The organism is Nonomuraea sp. NPDC049486 (genome assembly GCF_040676925.1).
In the GTDB taxonomy this organism is placed as follows: Bacteria; Actinomycetota; Actinomycetes; order Streptosporangiales; family Streptosporangiaceae; genus Nonomuraea; species Nonomuraea ferruginea.
In genome coordinates this window covers 102,022-117,663 of sequence record NZ_JBFAPV010000017.1, presented here as the reverse complement: position 1 = coordinate 117,663, position 15,642 = coordinate 102,022, and the positions used below count along the sequence as shown (strand labels likewise).

17 protein-coding genes are annotated in these 15,642 nt (G+C 71.4%); 10 read left to right on the top strand and 7 right to left on the bottom strand.

Translation table 11 applies throughout. The annotated features are described in order from the left end of the window. The first annotated feature begins 148 nt into the window (after window positions 1-148). A complete protein-coding gene (locus AB0K05_RS37120; RefSeq protein WP_364235637.1) occupies window positions 149-1,366 on the top strand; it encodes a pentapeptide repeat-containing protein in 1,218 nt (405 codons plus the stop codon). 72 nt (window positions 1,367-1,438) lie between these two features. Here the strand turns inward: AB0K05_RS37120 and AB0K05_RS37115 are convergent, their stop codons facing one another. Beyond that, complete coding sequence (locus tag AB0K05_RS37115; protein ID WP_364235634.1) at window positions 1,439-1,933, bottom strand: hypothetical protein; 495 nt, start codon at window positions 1,931-1,933, stop codon at window positions 1,439-1,441. A 281-nt stretch (window positions 1,934-2,214) separates the two neighbouring features. On the opposite strand from AB0K05_RS37115, the gene AB0K05_RS37110 reads away from it, so the two are divergent. The 4 genes from AB0K05_RS37110 (at window position 2,215) to AB0K05_RS37095 (ending at window position 6,298) form a co-directional block, all read left to right on the top strand. After that, window positions 2,215-4,005, top strand: a complete 1,791-nt coding sequence (locus tag AB0K05_RS37110) for an AMP-dependent synthetase/ligase (RefSeq protein WP_364235632.1) — start codon at window positions 2,215-2,217, stop codon at window positions 4,003-4,005. Between the two features lie 62 nt (window positions 4,006-4,067). Further along, window positions 4,068-5,183 (top strand): acyltransferase, encoded by a 1,116-nt coding sequence (locus tag AB0K05_RS37105; protein WP_271275076.1) that lies wholly within the window; start codon window positions 4,068-4,070, stop codon window positions 5,181-5,183. A 168-nt stretch (window positions 5,184-5,351) separates the two neighbouring features. Next, window positions 5,352-5,900 (top strand): hypothetical protein, encoded by a 549-nt coding sequence (locus tag AB0K05_RS37100; protein ID WP_271275077.1) that lies wholly within the window; start codon window positions 5,352-5,354, stop codon window positions 5,898-5,900. 158 nt (window positions 5,901-6,058) lie between these two features. After that, window positions 6,059-6,298, top strand: a complete 240-nt coding sequence (locus AB0K05_RS37095) for a hypothetical protein (RefSeq protein WP_148030879.1) — start codon at window positions 6,059-6,061, stop codon at window positions 6,296-6,298. A 64-nt stretch (window positions 6,299-6,362) separates the two neighbouring features. Here the strand turns inward: AB0K05_RS37095 and AB0K05_RS37090 are convergent, their stop codons facing one another. Together AB0K05_RS37090 and AB0K05_RS37085 are read right to left on the bottom strand one after the other, a co-directional pair. Next, on the bottom strand, window positions 6,363-7,199 hold the full coding sequence (locus AB0K05_RS37090) for an MBL fold metallo-hydrolase (RefSeq protein ID WP_364235627.1): 837 nt from the start codon (window positions 7,197-7,199) through the stop codon (window positions 6,363-6,365). Next, the gene (locus AB0K05_RS37085; RefSeq protein WP_219547226.1) at window positions 7,193-7,789 is read right to left on the bottom strand and encodes a dihydrofolate reductase family protein; all 597 of its coding nucleotides are present in this window, start codon (window positions 7,787-7,789) and stop codon (window positions 7,193-7,195) included. Before AB0K05_RS37085 ends, AB0K05_RS37090 begins: the two co-directional genes overlap by 7 nt. Window positions 7,790-7,862: 73 nt before the next feature. Between AB0K05_RS37085 and AB0K05_RS37080 the strand changes: the two genes are divergently transcribed. Next, window positions 7,863-8,357, top strand: coding sequence for a helix-turn-helix domain-containing protein (locus AB0K05_RS37080; RefSeq protein WP_364235624.1), 495 nt, complete (start codon window positions 7,863-7,865; stop codon window positions 8,355-8,357). 103 nt (window positions 8,358-8,460) lie between these two features. On the opposite strand, the gene AB0K05_RS37075 is transcribed toward AB0K05_RS37080, so the two are convergent. From AB0K05_RS37075 to AB0K05_RS37065, 3 genes are all read right to left on the bottom strand, one after another. Next, the gene (locus AB0K05_RS37075) at window positions 8,461-8,973 is read right to left on the bottom strand and encodes a hypothetical protein (protein ID WP_364235621.1); all 513 of its coding nucleotides are present in this window, start codon (window positions 8,971-8,973) and stop codon (window positions 8,461-8,463) included. A 71-nt stretch (window positions 8,974-9,044) separates the two neighbouring features. After that, on the bottom strand, window positions 9,045-9,590 hold the full coding sequence (locus AB0K05_RS37070; RefSeq protein WP_345482685.1) for a hypothetical protein: 546 nt from the start codon (window positions 9,588-9,590) through the stop codon (window positions 9,045-9,047). Between the two features lie 169 nt (window positions 9,591-9,759). After that, on the bottom strand, window positions 9,760-10,497 hold the full coding sequence (locus tag AB0K05_RS37065) for a phosphotransferase (RefSeq protein WP_364235617.1): 738 nt from the start codon (window positions 10,495-10,497) through the stop codon (window positions 9,760-9,762). A gap of 86 nt (window positions 10,498-10,583) precedes the next feature. Between AB0K05_RS37065 and AB0K05_RS37060 the strand changes: the two genes are divergently transcribed. Next, window positions 10,584-11,135: a DUF664 domain-containing protein gene (locus AB0K05_RS37060; protein ID WP_364235614.1), complete on the top strand. Its 552-nt coding sequence runs from the start codon at window positions 10,584-10,586 to the stop codon at window positions 11,133-11,135. A 321-nt stretch (window positions 11,136-11,456) separates the two neighbouring features. On the opposite strand, the gene AB0K05_RS37055 is transcribed toward AB0K05_RS37060, so the two are convergent. Beyond that, the gene (locus AB0K05_RS37055) at window positions 11,457-11,753 is read right to left on the bottom strand and encodes a sigma factor (RefSeq protein WP_187281091.1); all 297 of its coding nucleotides are present in this window, start codon (window positions 11,751-11,753) and stop codon (window positions 11,457-11,459) included. A 215-nt stretch (window positions 11,754-11,968) separates the two neighbouring features. Here AB0K05_RS37055 and AB0K05_RS37050 point away from each other — a divergent pair, with 215 nt between their 5' ends. The 3 genes from AB0K05_RS37050 to AB0K05_RS37040 are packed head-to-tail and all read left to right on the top strand — an operon-like array spanning window position 11,969 to window position 15,622. Further along, window positions 11,969-12,439, top strand: coding sequence for a (2Fe-2S)-binding protein (locus tag AB0K05_RS37050; protein ID WP_148030888.1), 471 nt, complete (start codon window positions 11,969-11,971; stop codon window positions 12,437-12,439). Continuing rightward, the gene (locus tag AB0K05_RS37045; protein ID WP_364235611.1) at window positions 12,432-13,421 is read left to right on the top strand and encodes a xanthine dehydrogenase family protein subunit M; all 990 of its coding nucleotides are present in this window, start codon (window positions 12,432-12,434) and stop codon (window positions 13,419-13,421) included. Before AB0K05_RS37050 ends, AB0K05_RS37045 begins: the two co-directional genes overlap by 8 nt. After that, on the top strand, window positions 13,418-15,622 hold the full coding sequence (locus tag AB0K05_RS37040) for a xanthine dehydrogenase family protein molybdopterin-binding subunit (RefSeq protein ID WP_364235609.1): 2,205 nt from the start codon (window positions 13,418-13,420) through the stop codon (window positions 15,620-15,622). Before AB0K05_RS37045 ends, AB0K05_RS37040 begins: the two co-directional genes overlap by 4 nt. Window positions 15,623-15,642 lie beyond the last annotated feature (20 nt).

The following is a 15,642-nucleotide window of genomic DNA, read 5'->3' as shown; positions in this document are numbered from 1 at the left end:
CAAGAGGTGCTAACGGGAAAGTGTTAACGGCGATATGGTGCGGCCTTCCCCGAGGGGTCACGATCTTGTCACGCGACCTCCGGCGTCCCGGCCGCTTGAGCATCATCAAGCCCATGGCCAAGAAGAACGCGAAGCGGCAGTCCGGACGGTGAAGCCTTCGTCGATCATCGTGGCGGTGCTGGTGCTCGTGACCGTCCCGGCGCTGGTGTGGATGCTGGGCCCGGGAGCCACCTGGGTTCTGGAGAACATCGACGGCGTCACCCTCGATGACGGCATCCCACCACCGGCGACCTCGCCCCCGAACGAGCTGACCGGCACCGACTGGGCCGCCGCCGTCGCGGCCGTTCGCGGCAACGTCCTGGCCGTGGCCACCGGCCTGGCCGCGTTGCTGGCGGTGTTCTACACCGCGCGCAACGCCGACACCGCGCGGCGCACCTTCCGGCTCGGCGAGCGCGGCCATGACACCGACCGCTTCAGCAAGGCGGTCGAACAGCTCGGCGGCGGCCCGGCCCCGGTCAGGCTCGGCGGCCTGTACGCGCTCGAACAGCTCGCGCAGAACAACCCGAGGCTGAGGCAGACGGTCGTGGACGTGATCTGCGCATATCTCCGGATGCCGTGGACTCCGCCGCGCGAGGAGGACCGGCAGCAGCGGATCCGCGCCGCCCAGCGCGCCGCCCGCACCCGTTCGCCTGGCCGCACCGAGACCCGGGCCGGCCGGGCGCCGGAGGAGGAACGCCAGGTTCGGCTCACCGCGCAGCGCCTTCTCGCGGACCACCTGGCCTGGTGCGAACGCCGCTGGTGGCAGCGCCCCACCTCGGTCAACCCGCGCTTCTGGCCGGGCATGCGCCTCGACCTGTCCTACGCCACCTTGCTCGACTTCGGTCTCGCCAACTGCCGTGTCCTTCACGCGGACTTCCACGGGGCGACCTTCATCGGCCGCACCTCGTTCAGCCGCGCGACCTTCGTCGGCGACGCCTCGTTCACCGGCTATGCCTCGTTTCACAGCGCGACCTTCACCGGCCACGCCGACTTCGGCGGGGCGGCCTTCACCGACTACACCGCGTTCCGGGGCGCGACCTTCGCCAGTTACGCCGACTTCTACGGAGCGACCTTCGGCGGCTCGACCTGGTTCGAGAAGGCGTCCTTCAGCGAAGAGGCTTCGTTCCTCCTGGCGACCTTCAAGGGCACCACCTCTTTCGACGAGGCGACCTTCAGCGGCCCTGTCTCGTTCAACGAGGCGACCTTCGCCGGCCGCGTCACCTTCACAGACGTCCGGGTGACGCACCCGAATCCTGGGAACACATGGCCGCCGGGATGGCGTCTGGAGTACGGGCGCGGCGGCGCGGTATTGAGGCGGGACGGTTAACCGTCGAGAAGACGAAGACGCCCCCACCGGGTGACAGGCGGGGGCGTACGTCGTCGTTCCAAGGAGGCTGGTTCAGCAGACGCTGATCCACTCCGTCGCGTACAGGATTTCGTTGGGGATGCCGTGCCTGCCGTTTCCGTAGGACGCGATCTCCGCCTGTGAGGCGTTGTAGAGCCGCACCCTCGCGCCGCCGTACTGGTTGTTCACGACAGCGCCCGCGTTGACGAAGTTGTAGACCTTCCGCCATCCGCACTTGAACATGGGGAAGCCGGTGTGGGTTCCGTCGCCGTCTCCCACGGTGATGCATGCGTAACCATTGAATTGCTCGGTCTCGCAGATATCCAGGAACTCCTCCCGCATCTCGGGGAAACTCAGGTCCATGCGAGGCTCGCCGGAGTAGAGCGGAACGACCCGAGGGGTCCAGGCCGCGGTCGCGATGGCCGTCGATGCGGCCGTCGCCGACGTCGTCGACGCGACGATCATGGTCGGCACCACCAGTGCCAACCCGATGAGCATGACAAGTGCCCTGAGCGCGCGCCTGGGGCCGGGAATGCTGCGAGTTCCCATCAGTCCTCCTGACTGTCAGTTCTGGGCTTCATCCTCATGCGGTGCGAATAGATCAGCCCAGGACACCCTGAGGACATTCACCGGACACAGCGGCCCCGCCCGAAGGCGTCGATAGGACGCCGGTGCCCGGGGCCCACCACGCGTCGACCGCGGCGATGTCGGCGTCGGTGGGATGGGCGAGCCGGTTCACCAGGTCCACGGTCGGCGACGGCTGTCACGTGTGTGCCCGGTGACCTGGGGAAGCAGGCTAATTGCTTCGCCCCTTCTGCACAGGAGGACGGATGATGCGTGTCCGTGAAGTCCCGGCCCCGATGACCGTTGCCCCCGACGCCCAGCTCGCCGACGTGGTGTTCGCCGACGACCGGGTCGACGGCGACATGGTCCTGTTCCGGCGCCGGTCGGCCGGCGGCTGGCGTCCGGTGACGGCCGGGCAGTTCGCGGCCGACGTCCGCAGCTTGGCGGCAGGATTCCTCGCTGCCGGGATACAGCCCGGCGACCGGGTCGCGCTGCTGGCCGCCACCAGCTACGAGTGGACGCTGGTGGACTACGCATTGTGGGCGGTGGCGGCGCTGCCGGTCCCGATCTACGAGACCTCCTCGGCCGAGCAGGTCCGCTGGGTGCTGGAGGACGCCGGCCCGGTCGCGGCGGTGGTCGAGCACGAGACGCATCGCCGCTTGGTCGAGGACGCGGCCGAGGGCCTGCCCGGGCCGCGGGTGTGGCAGATCGACGACGGCGGTCTGGACCGTCTCCGCGAGGACGGGCTGGCCGTGGACGAGGCCCGGCTGCGTGAGCGCCGCCGGGCGGTGTCGGCAGACGACCTGGCGACGATCATCTACACCTCGGGCACCACGGGCCGCCCGAAGGGCTGCATGCTGAGTCACGGCAACCTGCTGTACGAGGCGCGCGTCGCGATCGACAGCCTGGAGCGGATCTTCGGCCGGGACGCCTCGACCCTGCTGTTCCTCCCACTGGCCCACGTGTTCGCGCGGGTGATCCAGGTGGCCTGCGTGGAGCGGGGTGTGTGCCTGGCGCACAGCGCCGACCGGGCCAGGCTGACCGAGGACCTGGCCGCCCTGCGACCGACGTTCCTGCTGGCGGCGCCCAGAGTGTTCGAGCGGGTCCACAACAGTGCTCAGCAGCGGGCCCAGGCCGAGGGCAAGGGCAGGATCTTCGACTGGGCCGAGCGGACCGCCGTGGCCTACAGCCAGGCGCTGGACGACGGGCGGCCGGGCTGGCGCCTGCGGCTGGCACACCGCCTGTCCGACCGGCTGGTGTACGGACGGCTGCGGGCCGCGCTCGGCGGCCGGGTCGGCTACGCCATCTCCGGCGGAGCGCCGCTGGGCGCACGGCTGGGCCACTTCTTCCGAGGAATCGGCATCACCGTCCTGGAAGGGTACGGGCTGACCGAGACCAGTGCCGCCGCGACCGTCAATCTGCCCCACGCCCAGAAGATCGGCACGGTCGGGCCGCCCCTCCCCGGGGTCGAGGTCCGGATCGACGACGACGGGGAGATTCTGATCAGGGGCCCGATCCTGTTCCAGGGCTATTGGCGCGACGAACAGAAGACCAGGGAGAGTCAGACCGCCGATGGCTGGCTGCTCACCGGCGACCTCGGCGCCCTGGACGAGGACGGGTTCCTGACGATCTCAGGCCGCAAGAAGGAGATCATCGTCACCGCCGGCGGCAAGAACCTCGCCCCGGAGCCGCTCGAGGACCGCCTGCGCACCCACCGGCTCATCAGTCAGGCCGTGGTCGTGGGCGATCGGCGGCCGTACACCGCCGCCCTGATCACCCTGGACGCCGAGGCGCTGGCGTCATGGAAGCGGGCCGCCGGCAGGCCCGAGCACGCCGGCCCGGCCGAGCTCCGTGACGATCCGGATCTGCTGTCCAGGCTGCAGACGGCCGTGGACGAGGCCAACAGGGCGGTGAGCCGGGCCGAGTCGATCCGCAGGTTCCGGATCCTCGCGGTCGACCTGACCGAGCAGAACGGGTATCTGACCCCGACCCTGAAGGTCAAGCGTTCCTTGGTCCACAAGGACTTCGCGGCGGACATCGAGGAGCTGTACCGCTGAGCGCCGGACGCCAGGACCGGCAGACCGGCCGCGTCGCGGGCAGGCGATCGACGCTGGACCGGATGGTGGCGGACACGCCGGCGTCCCGTGACCGGGTGGTCGACGCCGCCCGCGCGCTGTGCATCGTGGTCGTCACCCTCTGGCACTGGACCTTGTCGGTCAACCATCGCACCGCCGACGGCAGCCTGGCCATGCCCAACCCGATCGATGCCGTGCCCGGTGGCTGGCTGGCCACCTGGGTGCTGCAGATCATGCCGGTGTTCTTCCTGGTCGGCGGGTACGCCAACCTGGTCGGCCGGCAGCGGGCCCAGGCACGCGGGACGACCGCCGGCCAGTTCGTCCGGGGCCGGTTGCGCCGGCTGCTGTGGCCGACCGCCGTCTGGGCCCTGGTCTGGCTCGCCGGCGAGCTGATCGCCGCCGCCCTGCCAGGCCCGCACCGGTGGATGTGGGAGTGGTTCCCCGGTTACCTGACGCCGCTGTGGTTCCTGGGTGTGTACGGCCTGCTGATCGCCGCGGTGCCGATCACCGCGAGCTTGCACGACCGCTACGGAGCCGGAGTCCTGGCGGCGCTCGTGCTGCTGATCGCCCTCGGCAGCGTGGCGAACCGCGGCGCCGGCCTGGCCTGGGCGGGCTGGGTGACCGCCGCCCTGGTGTGGGTGTTCTGCCACCAGCTCGGCTACGCCTGGCGCGGCTGGGAGCTGGGGCGGCGGCCGCCGGCGCAACGGCTGGCGGTCGCCGGGATCGGGCTGGCCGGGCTGGCCGGGCTGACCGTGGGAGCGGGCTACCCCCTCTCGATGGTGGGCACCACCGGCGCCGAGTCCAACATCTTCCCGACCAACGCCGCCATCGCCGCCCTGGCCGTCTTCCAACTCGGGCTGCTGGCCCTGATCACGCCGGCCGCCGAGCGCCTGCTGCGCCGGCCGGCTGCCTGGAAGCCGGTGGTGGCACTCAACGTGGCCGCGTTGACCATCTTTCTCTGGCACATGACCGCGTACCTGGTGGTGCTGTGGGCCTATGAAGGGCTGGGCGGCACTCTGTCGGCGGAGCCGACCGCCGGCTGGTGGGCGCAGCGCTGGCTGTGGCTCCTGGCCCCTTCGGCCGTGCTGGCCGTGCTGGCCGCCCTGTTCCTCCAGGTCGAGCTGGCCGCCCGCCGGCCCCGTAAAGAGGCAGGTCGCTGACCTCGGCACGCTGATCCGCTCGCCGTGACGGCCCCCTTGCGCCGGGATACCCCACCGCCGGTCCGAGGGCATCAGCCGTGCGGCGTAGTCGCATCAGCCTCCGGTCGTACGAAGGCGGCGCTCTTGTGGTGGACGCGCCCGGCCGCCGCCGCTTCCTACCGTGACGCCGTGACCATCAACGAAACGGCGCAGAGCGGGCGGGTGGCGGCGGGGCTGGCGGCGTCCGCCGGCGGGCTGGCCATGGCCGTCACGGGCGTGATGCAGGCGATGCGGCCCATGGACGATGATCCTCGCGTGCTCGGTGAGGAGCACCTCCTTCTGGGCCTGTTCGCGGCCTCGCTGATCCTTCTCGTTCCCGGCCTCGTCGCGCTGGCCCGCCACGGCGGCCGTACCGCCCTCGTGGGAGCCGTCGTCGTCTCGGCCGGCCACGTCCTGCTGGCGTTCGGCGCCACGTCGTCGAACCTGCGCGGCGAGGACTACGCGTGGTTCCCCTTCGTGGCCGTACCGGCGAACCTCGGCATGCTCGTGGGGGCGATCATGATGGCGGTGTCGCTGTGGCGGGCCGGGCAGGTGCCCCGCGCCGTGGCGGCGGCCCTTCCGGCCCTCTGGGCGTGCGAGATCATCCTCGCCCAACTCGGCGGCGGGCTGATCGCCGGCCTCTACTGGCTCGTCGTGGGCGTCCTGCTCACCTCCGGCACCTGGCGGACTCGCCGGTGAGCTCGCGTTCGGTGGTCCGGACGAGCCCTGATGGAGTGCAGACATCTCCGTCTTCCGAGGGTGACCCCGGGCGGGGCGCGCAGAACCGGCCGCCGGCCGAGACGCTTTTCGCATGGGGGTCGGAGCTCCTCAGGGGGTTCGCCGCCGGTGCGAGCGTCGTGCTCGCCGTCATGTTCGGGTGGGCGATCGTCGTGGGCCTCATCCTCGGACTCGTCCAGCTGACGGAGGAGCAGACCAGGATGGTGGACGTCGTCATCGGCAAGCACCTGGTCGGCCAGGCCAGGGCGCAGCTCGTGCAGCAGGTGGTCTTCCTGGTCCTGGCCTTCCTGCTCGGCTTCGTCGTCAACTGGCTGTCCACGCCGGCGCTCGACACGCTGCGGGGCTGGTGGACCACCTGAGCGTCCCCAAGGCCGCCGGAACTTCCTCGCGTTCGCGCGTACCGGCTGTGCCGCACGCCGAGCGCTAGCCGGGCGTCCCGTCGCGCTCGCTTCTCCGGGCGAGGCTCTGGGCTTGGCCCGCGTGTATGTCGCTCACCCATTCCCAGCCGGGCTTGGCCGACGGGCCGAGTCGTGGGTCGTCGGGAGTGCGGCCGTCACGCAAGGCGTGCACGTACGCGCGGTCCAGTTCGATCCGCGCGCGTACCTGGTCGGCTCCGCCGACGGACCCGTGACCGGGGACGAGGACATCGGCGTCGCCCGCCACGTCCTCGAGCAGCCGCAGCCCGGCGAGGTACTCCTCGACCGGGTCGTTGGTGCCGTTGAAGTCGTCGAGCATCGGAACCAGGACATCGGACAGCATGTCGCCGGCGACGAGAACCCCGCGTTCCTCGATCAACAGCGCCGCGTGGCCCGGGGAATGAGCCGGATGCTCGATGATCCGGACTTGAGGGCCATCCCACGGAATCCGGGTGGTTCCGGCAGGCAGAGCGGTGATGAGGCCGAACAGGTCCAGCGGTGTCTCGTCAGCGATCTCCGGCGGCAGCCCTTCGGCGACCCGGGCCTTCCAGTCCGCGTTCGAGCGCAGATCTCGCATGGAAGCCGCACAGCGGGCCGTACCGTAACGGGGCGCGTCGCCGAGCGCTGCGTGCCAGAGCACGTGATCCCAGTCAGGATGCGTCGAGAAGCCTGCCACAACGGGCCAGCCCAGCTCGCGAAGGTCGTTCGCGAGGCACGCCATTTCGTCGCCCGTTATCCCGGCGTCGATGAGCATCACGCCGGCCCGGCCCCGCACGACGACGGTGTTGTTCTGGAGCAACTCGCTCTGATGGACGAGCACACCCTCCGCGACCTGCCTCAGCACGAGCTCGTCTCCTTCGCGTCCCGTACGGCGTAGTGATGCATCGTGACGCCCTGCTCGAACGATCGCTGCTCCAGCAGGTCGAGATCGATCGGCAGGTCATAGTCGTCGAACAGCGGCCTGCCGAAGCCGAGGATCGAGGGATGGGTGAAGAGCAGCAACTCGTCAAGAAGCCCCGCCCGGAGCAGCTGCGTCGCGAGCGCCGCGCCGCCCACGCTGATGCTGCCGTCGGTCTCGGCCCGCAGCGCGGCGAGCCGCTCGATCGCGTCGTCCCCGCCGATGATCCGGGTGTTGTGGCCGGCGCTGCGGCGGGTGCGGGAGACGAGCACCTTGGGCTTGGCGGTCCAGATCTCACCGTACTCGCGCATGACGTCCGGCAGCGACGCGTCCTCGCTTGACCGCGGCCAGTATTCCTCCATGGCCTCGTAGTAGACCCGGCCGTGGACCATGAGTGCGAGCGCCCGCGTCCGCGCGTTGGCCTCGCGGTGCAGCTCCTCGTCGACGCGCAGCCACTCGCCGGCGCCGTTGTCCCCCGGAACCTGCTCGATCCGCAGGTCGAGGGATACCTGCATCGAGTAGATGAAGCGACCCATCAGCTCCTCTTCCAAAGTGGTTGCAGTGTGCAACTACTATATGGGGGGCGAAATACCTGTCAAGGAGGAACAAGTGGAACCACGGTCCGGGTGTCCGATCAACGCCGCCGTCGAGGTGCTCGGAGATCGCTGGTCGCTGCTCGTGCTGCGCGACGTCATCTTCGGCGACCGCCGCTACTTCCGGGCGCTGCTCACCGGGTCGATCGAGGGCATCGCCTCGAACATCCTCGCCGACCGTCTCGTACGGCTCGTCGAGGCGGGGATCCTCACCCGCGGCACCGCCGTGCGGGGGCAGCGCGCCCGCTACAGCCTCACCGAAGCCGGCATCCAGACCCTTCCGATCATCTACGCCCTCGGCAACTGGGGCCTCGACTGGCGGCCGGGCGGCGACGAGCTCCGCAGCCGGCAGCGGCTCATGCGCGATGAGGGCCCGGCGTTCATCGAGGAGCTGATGGACGAGCTTCGCGTCCGCCACCTCGGTGCCCCGCCGAAGCCGCACGACGGTCCGGGGCCGTTCGAGCGCCTCGACGCCGCCTGTGCCGCGAGTGACGGAACGGCCCCGCCCTGACCTTCCCGGGCTCCGGTGGCTTGCCGTCACGTCGTTCGGCGCCACCGACATGAGTGAGGGGCTGCCCCGTCGTCCGGGGGAGCCCCTCACCTGCGGTCGGCGTTCAGGCGCAGCCGCGCGCCTTCACGGAGAAGGCCGGGATGGTCAGGCTGGCGCTGCTGGAATGCGGGGTGACGTGGACCGTGCCGCCTTCGAACCGCAGCTCGTACTCGCCCTGTCCGCGGCACGCGTAGTGGTCGGTGTAGGTGCTGGTGTTGCCGGAACGGGCGATGTACACGCTGTTGCTGCGCGACTCGGTCCAGGCGGGGACGCCGTCCTTCGACAGGGACAGCTTCGAGCTCATCGAGCAGTCGGAGTTGGACCACAGGGCGACGCCGTGCCAGCACTCCAGGGTGAGCGTGTTGGTCGGCTCCAGGGTGCGTTCGCCGAAGGTGTGGGTCTTCCACGCCTCGGTGAGGCAGATCGTGGCCCTGGCGGAGTAGTTGCCAGAGGTGATCTCCTTCATGGCGCAGCCGCGGGGAGGGTTCTGCGAGGACGCGGAGGCGGCGTGTGGGGCCGCCGCGAGGGCCAGCGTGGCGGTGAACAGCATGGTCAAGCTGCGGAACGATTTCGTCATGGACGCATGTTACTCAGAGCGACTGTTCTAACACTAAGAGTGGTCGGTCGATTTCTTTCGTGGTGCCGGTGTCAGTGGGTGCAGGTGGCCGAGACGGTGACGTCGTAGATCCACCACGCGCCGCCGGGCGCGGTGTAGACCAGGGACGACGTCGTGGCGTAGCCCGTGCACGCCTGGCCCGCGGCCAGGAGCGCCGCGCGGGCGGCCTGCGCGCCGTTCTCGACGGCGACGTTCGGGCTCGTGCCGCCGGCCTGACGGGTCTCGGTGCGCGGGACGGTGTACGACACCGGCGGCGGGACCTCGCAGTTGCCTGACGCGGTCGCCTCGTAGATCCACGCCGAACCGTCGGGCGCGGTGTAGAGGTGCCTGGTGGTGACAGACACGCCCGAGCAGACCTCGCCGGCCGCGGCGGCCTGCTGGTTCAGCGCGGCGCGGGCGTTGGCCTCGGCAGCTGCCTTTCCCGCCGCCGGGCTGGGGCCCCAGCCCGAGGAGGTGGCCGAGCGGTAGGCGGCGGCGAGCGCGGCGGGAGCGGACAGCACCGCGCCGGCGGTCAGCGTCAGGGCGAGGACGAGGGCGAGGCGCAGAACCTGGGCAGGACGACGAGCGCTGAGTGCCATGGTGTCCCTCTCGCAAGGAGGTTCGAGATCGTCACCATAGAACCGGGCAGGCCGGGCCGACCAGCGCCGGGGGCGCGGGCAGGCGTCCGCGCACGTCGAGACTGAAACTTTCACCTGGGTGTGCGCCGCTCGCGTCAGGACATGGCGTAGTCGTCGGTCTCGTGCGGCCTCACAGCCGGGAGTTCAGCACGGCGACCTCGGGCCACGGGTCGAAGCCGTGCTCGATCAGCCAGCGGACCGCCCGCAGGCTCCGTAAGGACCACCACGCGCGGATCACGTCGAGGTCGACGTCGGTGCCGTAGCCCGCGACGACGTCGCCGAGGCGCTCCTCGTGCCCGAGCGTCAAGGTGGCGAGGTCGAACAGGGCGTCGCCCGGGCCCGCCTCGGACCAGTCGATCACGCCGGTGATCTCGTCACCGTCGGCGAACACGTGGGTGACCTGCAGGTCGCCGTGCGTGAACACCGGTGTCCACGGCCGGAGCGCGGCCTCGGCGACCCGGCGGTTCCGCGTGACCACGTCGGCGGGGAGGACGCCGTTCGCGACGAGCCACGCGCATTCGCCGTCGAGGCGCGATGCGACCTCGTCGAGGCTCCGGCCGGGCCAGGGCGGCGGCGGCGCGTCGTGCAGCGTGCGTGCGGCGGCACCCGCCGCGGCCCACGCCGCCGACGACGCGGTCGACGGCTCGCCGAGGCGGCCGAGCGCCGTCCCCGGCAGGGCGGCGAGGGCGAGCACGGGCGGCTTCCGCCACAGGACCTCCGGGGTGGGGATCGGCGCCATGGCCATCGCCTCGACCTCGACGTCGGCGCGCGTCCGATCAGCGTCGATCTTCAGGAACACGTCGCCGACGCGCAGGGTCGCGCGCTCCTGATGGGCGACGACGACCTCGACCTCCTCCACATCGGCCATTATCTCGGGATGACCACCGACGTCGCCGGATTTATCGCGTACGACTGGACGGCTGACCGCCCTCGATCCCATGCCAGGGTTACGACATGACCGATACGCCATGGGAACCGCCGCTGGCCGGTGACGAGAGCGCCCACCTGCTCGGCGCGCTCGATCGGCTGCGCACCACCTTCCGCTGGAAGGCCGACGGCCTGGACGAGGACGGGCTGCGGACCCGGGTGGGCGCCTCCGCGCTCACCCTCGGCCGCCTGCTCAAGCACCTGGCCGTGGTGGAGGACCACATGTTCAACGTCAAGTTCCGGGGCAAGCCGATCGGCTCGGCGTGGGAGGACTGGGAGGGCGGCGACGACTGGCCGTTCACCTCCGCCGACACCGACAGTCCAGAGCACCTGTACCGGCTCTGGGACGACGCGGTCGCCCGCTCCCGCGCCACGCTCGCCGCCGCGCTGGCCGACGGCGGCCTCGACCAGCTCGCCCACGTCTCCACCCCCGACGGGCGGCACGCCAGCCTGCGCCGCCTGGTCTGCGACCTGATCGAGGAGTACGGCAGGCACACCGGCCACGCCGACCTCCTGCGCGAGGCGGTCGACGGCCGGGCCGGTGAGGACCCCCCACCCGGCTGGCGCCAGGTGAGCTAGGCACCGAACGCCTCGGACTGACGATCAACCTGGCTGGTCGTCGTACCACTTGGGTGTGGCGACCTCCAGAGGGTCGGGGGCGGTACCGGATCCGGGGATGACGTAGAGGTCGACGGTGTCGGAGCTGTGGTCGCGCGATCCGTTGACGATCCGCCTGCGTCCCGATGCTTCCGTGCCAGTCGAAGCCCTCCGGCACGGCCGGGCCGATCAGGTTGCCGACCTCGTCCGGCGCCACCGGAATGACCTTCACCGTGACGTTCAGCCCGACCGCGCGGAATGCTTCCTCGAAGCGCCGGCGGTCGGCCGTGGGGTCGGTGATGGTCACGGCGAAATAGTCGCCGGACTTGTTGATGGAGACCGCCGCGTTGGCGTACTCGGTCGCCGGACCGCCTGGCGATCTGCTCGCTGGTCAGCCCCTCCCAGCAGTCCAGCGCCGGCACCTCGCGGCCACGCCGTACAGCCACAGCAGCCCCGCTCACCGTCGGGCCAGGCGGTGAGGAACGTCTCGGAGATGACATCGGCGGTGTCGTCGGCCGAGTCGGTACGGCGGGCTGCGTACTGATGGATGGCCGGGTAGTACGCGTCATAGATCGCCTCGAAGCGATCTTGATGTGTCACAACGTCTCCTCGCGAAAAGTGCCGGACACCTTGGTAAATGTCCGGCACCCTTCAGCGTGTTGCAGGTGACCGAAAAGGAGTCCGGTCCGAGACGCTCGGGGGACGTCGGGTACATCATCGGAGTACGCGGGTACCGTACGAAACGGATCTCCCCCCGGAAGGCCCGGCGCCGCCTGAGCGCCGGGACCGGCTCGGCGTTCGGGGGATTCGGGGACATGACGACGTTGACCGTCAACGGCAGGGACTATCCGCTCGACCTGGATGACGCCCGCCTCACCCTGCTGGACGCGCTCCGCGACCGGCTGGGTCTGACCGGCACGAAGAAGGGCTGCGACCAGGGCGCCTGCGGCGCGTGCACGGTGATCGCGGACGGCAGGCGCATCCTGTCCTGCCTCACGCTCGCCGCCCAGTGCGACGGCCGGGCGATCACCACGATCGAGGGGCTGGGCTCCGAAGGCGGCCCGCACCCGATGCAGGAGGCGTTCGTGCGGCACGACGCCTTCCAGTGCGGCTACTGCACCTCCGGGCAGATCATGTCGGCGGTGTGCCTGCTGGCCGAGGGGCGCGCGGGCTCGGACCCGGACATCAGGGAGTTCATGAGCGGCAACCTCTGCCGCTGCGGCGCCTATCCGAACATCGTGGCGGCCATCCGCGAGGTCGCCGGGGCGGGTGGCGGCGATGCGTGAGTTCACCTACGTCCGGGCGGCCGAGGTGGGGCAGGCCGTCGCCACGGTGAGCGCCGACCCGGGAGCCTGCTACCTGGCAGGCGGCACGACCCAGCTCGACCTCATGAAGGACGGCGTGCTGGAGCCCGGACGGCTGGTGGACATCACCAGGCTCCCGCTGCGCGGTGTCCGGCTCGACGGCGACACGCTGCGGGTGGGGGCGCTGACCACGATGGAGGAACTCGCGGCCGACCCGTACGTGAGCGCGCGGGCGCCGTTCGTCCGCGAGGCGCTGCTGCTCGGCGCGTCGGTCCAGCTGCGCAACATGGCCACCATCGGCGGCAACCTGCTGCAGCGCACCCGCTGCCGCTACTTCCGCGACCCGACCGTGCCCGACTGCAACAAGCGCCGCCGCGGCACCGGCTGCGCGGCCGTCACCGGCGCCGCCCGCATGCACGCGATCCTCGGAGCGAGCGAGCACTGCATCGCGTCGCACGCCTCCGACCTGGCCGTCCCGCTGGTGGCGCTCGACGCGATCGTGCGCGTCCGGGGATCCGCGGGGGAGCGGACCATCCCGCTCACCGACTTCTACCTGCTCCCGGAGGCCACGCCCGATGTGGAGCACATGCTCGGCCAGGGCGAGCTGATCACCGCCGTGGACGTCCCGCTGCCTCCGGAGGGCACCCGGTCGGGCTACCTGAAGGTCCGCGACCGCATGTCCTACGAGTTCGCGCTCACCTCAGCGGCTGTGACCCTGCTGCTCGACGGCGGCCTGATCCGGGAGGCACGGGTCGCGCTCGGCGGGGTCGGCACCGTCCCGTGGCGGGCCCGCGAGGCGGAGGAGATCCTGCGCGGCGCGCCGGCGGGCCCGGCCGCGTTCCGGGAGGCCGCCGAGCGGGCGGTGCGTGACCCGTTCACCGTGCCGGGCACCGCTTTCAAGGTGGAGCTGGCCAAGCGCACGCTGACGCGCGCGCTGCGTACCGTCGCGGGGGTGGCGTCATGACGACCGTCGAACGGCCCCGGATCGTCGGCGCCGGAACGGACCGGGTGGACGGCCCGCTCAAGGTGACCGGCGCGGCGCCGTATCCCAACGACGTCAGCCTGCCCGGCATGGCCCACGCCGCCGTCGTGCGGGCCACGATCGCCTCAGGGCGGATCACCCGGCTCGACACGGGCACGGCCGAGAGCGCCCCGGGCGTGCTGGCGGTGCTCACGCACCTCAACGCGCCGCGACTCGGCTCCGGCCCGGAGTCCCTCCTGCGTACGCCGCCGCCCCCGCTGCAGGACGACCGGATCCTCTACTACGGCCAGTACGTCGCCGTCGTCGTGGCGGACACGCCCGAGCAGGCCAGGGCGGGGGCGCGGCGGGTCGAGGTCGGCTACGAGAGGGCCGAGCCGCTGCTGGATCTCGACGACCCGCGGGCGGAGCGGGTGGCGGACCCGTGGGGCAGCGACGCCTCATGGGGTGACGTGGCCGCCGGGCTCGCCCGCGCGGACGCCGTCGTCGACGCGTCGTACACCACCGCCGAGAACACCAACAACCCGCTCGGCCTCTTCACCACGCTGGCCGCGTGGGACGGCGACGCGCTCACCGTGCACGACTCCACCCAGTGGCCCGTCCTGGTGCGGGCCACGCTCGCGCGGATGTTCGGCGTGCCGGAGGCGGGAGTGCGGGTGCTGGTCCCGTACGTCGGCGGTGGCTTCGGCGCGGGGCTGCGCGTCTGGCCGCACGTCGTGCTCGCCGCGATGGCGGCGCGGCGGACCCGGCGGCCGGTCAGGCTCGAACTGGCCCGCCCGGAGATGTTCACGGGCATCGGCCACCGCCCGGCCACGGCGCAGCGCGTCCGGCTCGGCGCCACCCGCGACGGCCGGCTGACCGCGATCGAGCACGAGAGCGTGTCGACCCTCTCGATCGAGGGGGACAACATCGAGCCGTGCTCGTCCGTCTCCACGACGGCGTACGCCTGCCCGAACGTCTCCGCCCGGGACCAGCAGGTCCGGCTGAACATCCCGTGGACCAACTCGATGCGCGCGCCGGGCGAGGCCCAGGGCAACTTCGCGCTCGAGTCGGCGATGGACGAACTGGCCTACATGCTCGGCCTCGACCCGCTGGAGCTGCGGCTGCGCAACTACGCCGAGGTCCACCCGCGCTCCGGCCTGCCGTGGTCGAGCAAGGCGCTGCGCGAGTGCTACGAGGTCGGCGCCGACCGCTTCGGCTGGGCCCGGCGCGGGGCCGAACCCGGCTCGATGCGCGAGGGTGACTGGCTCGTCGGGTACGGCCTGGCCGGGGTCAGCTACTTCTGGTACCAGGCGCCCTGCCGGGCCAGGGCGACCGTGCGCGGCGACGGGACGGCGTACGTGCGCAGCGCGGTGACCGATATCGGCACCGGCACGTACACGGTCATGACGCAGCTGTCGGCCGAGCTGCTCGGCCTGGAGCCGGGGAGCGTCACGTTCGGGCTCGGCGACACCGGCATGCCCCCGGGGCCCCAGGCGGGCGGCTCCGGACTCACCGCGGCCCTGGGCAACGCCGTGCACGCGGCCTGCCGTGCCCTTCTGCGGGCCTTCCTCGACCTGGCGGGCGCCGACCCGGCCTCGCCGCTGGCCGGCTGCGGGGCCGACGACGTCACCGTCACGGACGGGCGGATCCACCGCGCCGGCGAGCCCGGGCAGGGCGAGTCCTACACCGGCATCCTGGCCGCGCACGGGCTGGAGGAGCTGAGCGCGGACGGCGACAGCGAGCCGCGCCGGGCGGAGGAGGCCGGGATGGCTCCCGCCGGGCCGTTCGGCGCGCGGTTCGTGGAGGTCCGGGTGGATCCCGAGCTGGGGCGGCTGCGCGTGGCGCGGGTCGTGTCGGTGATCGATGGCGGCCTGATACTCAACGAGAAGCTGGCCAGGAGTCAGATCATCGGCGGCACGGTCGGCGGGATCGGCATGGCGATGTTCGAGGAGACGGTCACCGATCCGGGCACCGGCCGGATCGCCAACGCCACCCTGGGCGACTACCTCGTGCCGGTGAACGCCGACGTCCCGGACCTCGACGTGACCTTCGTCGGGGTCCCGGACGCGTACAACCCGGTCGGGGTGAAGGGCGTCGGCGAGATCGGGCTCGTCGGGATGGCCGCCGCCATCGCCAACGCCGTCTTCCACGCCACGGGCAGGCGCATCCGCTCCGTGCCCATCACGATCGATGATCTTCTCTGAGCACCGCGACCCGGCGGCAG